General features: G+C 70.0%; 3 protein-coding genes. All 3 read right to left on the reverse strand.

Annotated features, from left to right (window positions below; translation table 11 throughout):
* The coding region (locus FOE67_RS18220; protein ID WP_228474015.1) for a phage tail tape measure protein at window positions 1–3,310 on the reverse strand (3,310 nt) is incomplete at its 3' end.
* Window positions 3,311–3,340: 30 nt separating this feature from the next.
* Window positions 3,341–3,817 carry a hypothetical protein gene (locus FOE67_RS18225; protein ID WP_182665616.1) on the reverse strand — a complete coding sequence of 159 codons (477 nt, stop codon included), beginning with the start codon at window positions 3,815–3,817 and terminating at the stop codon, window positions 3,341–3,343.
* A 14-nt stretch (window positions 3,818–3,831) separates the two neighbouring features.
* Window positions 3,832–4,278: hypothetical protein (locus FOE67_RS18230; RefSeq protein WP_182665617.1), on the reverse strand; the 447-nt coding region annotated here is incomplete at its 5' end.

Consider the following 4,278-nt stretch of genomic DNA (forward strand, 5'->3'; position numbering starts at 1 on the left):
AACAGACAGCCCCCGCCCGCGACCCCGCGGCGTTGGCCGCGTGGATGAACCCCGGGCCCCCGAGGGCCTGGACCGCCTCGGGGACCAGGACGCCCTCCCCGGAGCGCACCATCGCCAGCGTGTCATCGGTCCGGGAGTAGCCGGGCAGGTGCGCGCCCTTCCGCAGGTCCACCACACCACCGGCCGCGAACCCCGAGATGCGCTCCAGGTTGCCCAGGCCGATCTTCCCCGCGATGGCGTTCCAGAATTTGCGGATGCCGTCGTTGTACACCGTGTTGATCACAAAGGAGACCGGCTTTTTCGCGACCTCTTCCAGCTTGTCCCACGCGGTCTTGATGCCGTCTTTCGCCCGGGTGAAAGCGGAGATCGCCTTGTCCCGCATGGTCTCCAGCGCGGACCGCACCTTGTCCCGCAGGTCGCGGACGCGGGTGACGACCCAGTCCCGCGCGTCACCGGCGATCGCCCGCAGCCGGTCCCGCCACCCCGTCATGATCTCGATCGCGCGGTCGCGCAGGCCCCGCACGGCGTCCATCGCCCGGTCCCGCATGACGCGCACCCGGTCGATGACCCAGTCCCGCATCATCGCCACCAGCTCGGCCCCGCGGTCCCGCATACGGCGCAGCCACAGGATCACCGCATTCACCAAATCAGGGATCAAGCTGTTGCCGACGAGCCAGTTGTAGAGACGCTTGAAAATCCCCGTCACGAAATTCCACATGTTCGTGAAAATCCCGGAGATGATCTGCCACGCACCCTTGAGGATCGACGTGATCTGTTTCCAGATGCCGGAGAAAATGTTCTTGATGCCGTCCCACACCCGGCCCCAGTCACCGGAGATGACACCGGTGGCGACCTGAATCATGCCCTTGAGGATCTTTAGAGCCCCGGCCACGACGCCGGAGATGATGGTCCAAGCCCCCTTCACCACCACCATGAGGTTCTTCAGCATGTAGGCGATCGTGGCGAAAGCTTGCCCCCAGGCCGCGCGCACGGTCTCCAGGATCCGCTCTCCGTGCTCCGACCAGATCTCCCGGACCTGCTGCATGGTCTCCCGTACGGAATCCCGCAGGCCCCGCAGCCGGTCCTTGACGCCGGCGAGGATACGGCGCACAACGTCCCCCGCGGACTCCCCGTCCTTCGCCAGGCCCCCGAACGCTTCCCGCAGGGCGGCCATGGCGGCGTGGGCGGCTTCCTTCAGGAGCTTCCAGCCCTCGCCCATGGCGGGCCACACGCTGTTCTCGAAGAAGTCGACCATCTCCCGCGCGAGTTCCTTGACCGGCGGCCACAGATCCTTCAACGCGGGGGCGAGGGTGTTCTCGAAAAAATCCGACAGGCGCTTGGCGGCCTTCTCCACTCGGGGCCACACGGCGCGCAGGGCCGGGGCGACGCGGTCGCGGAAGAAGTCCGCGAGGCGCCCGGCGGCGGCCTGGACGTAGGGGATGGCCTTCTGGACCAGCGGCCACACGTGTTCCGCGAACCTGTTGGCCATCTCCAGGGCCTTGGTACTGATGCGGTCCCAGACTTTCCGCAGCACCGGCGCGACACGGGACTGGAAGAAGTCCACCACCCTCGCGGCGGCTTCCTGCACGCGCTCCCACACCGCCGTGACCACGTTCCGGAACCGCTCGCTGCGCTTCCAGGCGAGGACGAGGACGGTGGTGATGGCGGCGATGCCTGCGGCGACCAGGCCGATCGGGGAGAGCAGGAAAGCGAACGCCGCAGACAGGACGGCGAGGGTGGCCTTGAGTGCGAGGGCGCCGGCGATGACGGCGGCGAACGCCGCGGCGAACGGCAGCAGCACGGACATGACGCGCCTGATGACGTCCTGGTGGCGGGTCAGCATGTCCGTGACCCCGCGCAGCACCCCGACGAACTTCTCCATCAAGGTGGTGGCGAAGGCGAGGATGCCCATGTCGCCGATGGCGATCGCGAGGCCCTGCGCGGCCGAGCTCGCGGAGGTGAGCTGGCCCTTGAAGTTGTCCATCCGGACGGCGGCCATGCGCTCGGCCGCCCCGGCGGTGTCGTGCGTCGCCTCCTTGATCTCCGCGAGGCGCTCGTGGGTGAGGCCCAGGGTTTGGGCGAATTTCGGGCCGTGTTCCTTTCCGAATGCCTCCGTCATGTCGTTGAATTTCATTCCGGCGTCTTTCGCGTCCGCCACGATATCCGTGTAGTTGCGGACGTTGCCGTTGGCGTCGAGGACTTCCACGCCGTACTTCTGGAACACCTCGGTGGCTTTGGACCCGGTGTCCATCAGGTCACCGAGGATGGAGTTCAGGGAGGTGGCCGAGACCTCGGAGGCGATGCCGACGTCGCCCATGGAGCCGAGGGCCTCGGTCATGTCCTCGATGCTCCAGCCGGCGCTCTTGGCGGCGCCGGCGATACGGGCTGCGGAGTCGCCCAGGCCGAGGACGTTGGTGTTGGTGGAGGCGGCGGTCTTGGCGAGGGCGTCCACGACCCTGCCGGTCTCGGAGACGTCCATGCCGAGCGCGGACATGATGTTGCTCGTGTAGTTCGCTGCGGAGGCGAGGTCGATTCCACCCGCAGCGGCGAGCTGGAGCACGTCGGGGAGGCCGGTCAAAATCTGTTCGGTATTCCATCCGGCCATGCCGAGGAATTCCATACCGGCCGCAGCCTCAGCCGCAGAGAATTGCGTCGTTCGGCCCATCTCTTTCGCGAGATCCGTGAGCCGATCAAAGTCTTTCCCCGTCGCCCCCGTCACCGCCTGGACGGCGGACATGGCGTGCTCGAAGTCCCCGGACAGGGACAGGACGGAGCCGCCGACCAGACCGGCCGCCGCGAGGAACCCCCCGAGCGCCGGCTGCATCGCCGCCGACATCCCGCTCATCCCACCCGCGGCCCCCGATGCGAAACCTGCCCCCGATGCCGCACCGGCCGACTGGAACGCGGGGGCGGCTGTCTGCTGCACGTGGTGAGCGGACTGCTGCGCGGACTGCCCCACCCCCCGCGAGGCACCCGCGAACCCCTGGGAGTACGCGCCCCCGGCCTGCTGCCCGGCGGTGCCCCACTGGGCGTGCTGGCGGCCGACTGTCGTCATGTGGCCCTGCGCCGCCCGCGAGACCCCTTCTCCGGAGGTCCGCGCCCACCCCCCGGCATACGAGCGTCCGGCGTCCCGGCCGACTCGGGCGGCGGCCTGCTGCGCGCCTTGGGTGGAGGTGCGGGCCCATCCGCCGGCGTAGGCGCGTCCGGCGTCCCGGCCCACCCGTTCGGAGGTGCGGCGGATCTGCTCACGCCGCGGCTGGCCGACCACCTCCACATACGCGGAGGCGATCCGGAAGCCGCGGCCGGCCATGGTCGTCACGGACCCTCCAGGTGAGCGGGATCAGGTGGTGCGCGGTGTGCGGGTCTTGCGGCTGGTGCGGGGGCGTTTGCGGTAGACGCCGATCGCCGGTGGGGTGCCGTAGGAGTCGCCCTGGAAGGCGGGGTCGAGGTGCGCGACTTCGGCGGGCAGCGCCCCTGCGGCGCCGCTGCCTCCTGCCCGCGCTGCGGGGGCGGGGGGTGCGGCGGTGCCGGGGTCCGGGCCGCCATACCGCGCCGGCCCCTCGCCGGGCTGTGCCTGGCTGGTCGGCGCCCGGTCCTCGGACGCGGCGCTGCTGTCCGCCCGGTACTGCGCCAGGCCTCGCACCGCTGTCCCCGCCGTGAAGGGCAGCAGCTCGCACAGGGTCCAGAAGCGTTCCGCGGACATCCCCGGCGGGAAGTGGCCTTCGGCGATCCCCGGCCCCCAGCAGTCCGGGGGCCAGTGGTACAGCCGTCGAAAGTCCGCGTCCACCGCGCCCAGGTCCTCGAAGACCCATCCCAACTGCTGGGCGCGGATCAGGAGTTTCCCAGCAGGTGCTTCGCCGCCGCCCCGACCTTGACCTCGATGATCCGCATCACCCTGCGGAAGCCCTCGCTGGTCATGCCGTCCGCCTCCGCGAGGGCGTCCATGGTCTCCTGCCCGAGGAGGTTGAGCATCGCGCCGTAGGCGGCGGTCAGGTCACCGCCGTGGTACATGTCCCGCATCATGCGGAACGCGATGTTGGCGGGGATGTGGCGGGGGATGGTGACCTCACGGTCCCGGGTGACGACGTTCCCCTCCTCGTCCCGCAGCAGCTCCCCGTCCGCCGTGCGCTCCGGCTCCTCCAGGACGAAGAGCAGCTCGCGCTCCTCGGCCTCCGCGGTGGGGACTGCGGAGATCCGGATCGGGCCGGAGGGCACCCCCAGCTTCGGCTTCCCCGCCCCGGCCGGGGCGGGCGCGGGACGGGGTGCGGAGATGGTGGG

The sequence above is a fragment of the Streptomyces calidiresistens genome (assembly GCF_014141525.1).
Taxonomy (GTDB): domain Bacteria; phylum Actinomycetota; class Actinomycetes; order Streptomycetales; family Streptomycetaceae; genus Streptomyces; species Streptomyces calidiresistens.